General features: G+C 47.7%; 1 protein-coding gene. It reads left to right on the top strand.

The features are described 5' to 3' along the window. Positions 1-47 precede the first annotated feature (47 nt). Complete coding sequence (gene ybiJ / locus LZP73_RS19770) at positions 48-308, top strand: DUF1471 family protein YbiJ (protein ID WP_000849301.1); 261 nt, start codon at positions 48-50, stop codon at positions 306-308. Positions 309-310 lie beyond the last annotated feature (2 nt).

The raw sequence follows: 310 nt of genomic DNA, 5'->3' as shown, positions 1-310 counted from the left end.
GACGAAACAACGTCACTTATACAAAAATCACCTGCGAGAGATTAATTATGAAAACTATCAATACTGTTGTTGCTGCTATGGCTCTTTCAACTCTGTCATTTGGTGTGTTCGCGGCGGAACCGGTAACGGCATCCCAGGCACAGAACATGAATAAAATCGGCGTGGTTTCTGCCGATGGCGCATCCACCCTCGATGCCCTGGAAGCGAAACTGGCTGAGAAAGCCGCGGCGGCCGGTGCCAGTGGATACAGCATCACTTCTGCCACCAACAACAATAAATTAAGCGGTACTGCGGTAATTTATAAGTAATT

It is taken from the genome of Shewanella sp. AS16 (assembly GCF_021412365.1).
Taxonomy (GTDB): domain Bacteria; phylum Pseudomonadota; class Gammaproteobacteria; order Enterobacterales; family Shewanellaceae; genus Shewanella; species Shewanella salipaludis.
This window is presented reverse-complemented; position numbering and strand designations above follow the sequence as displayed.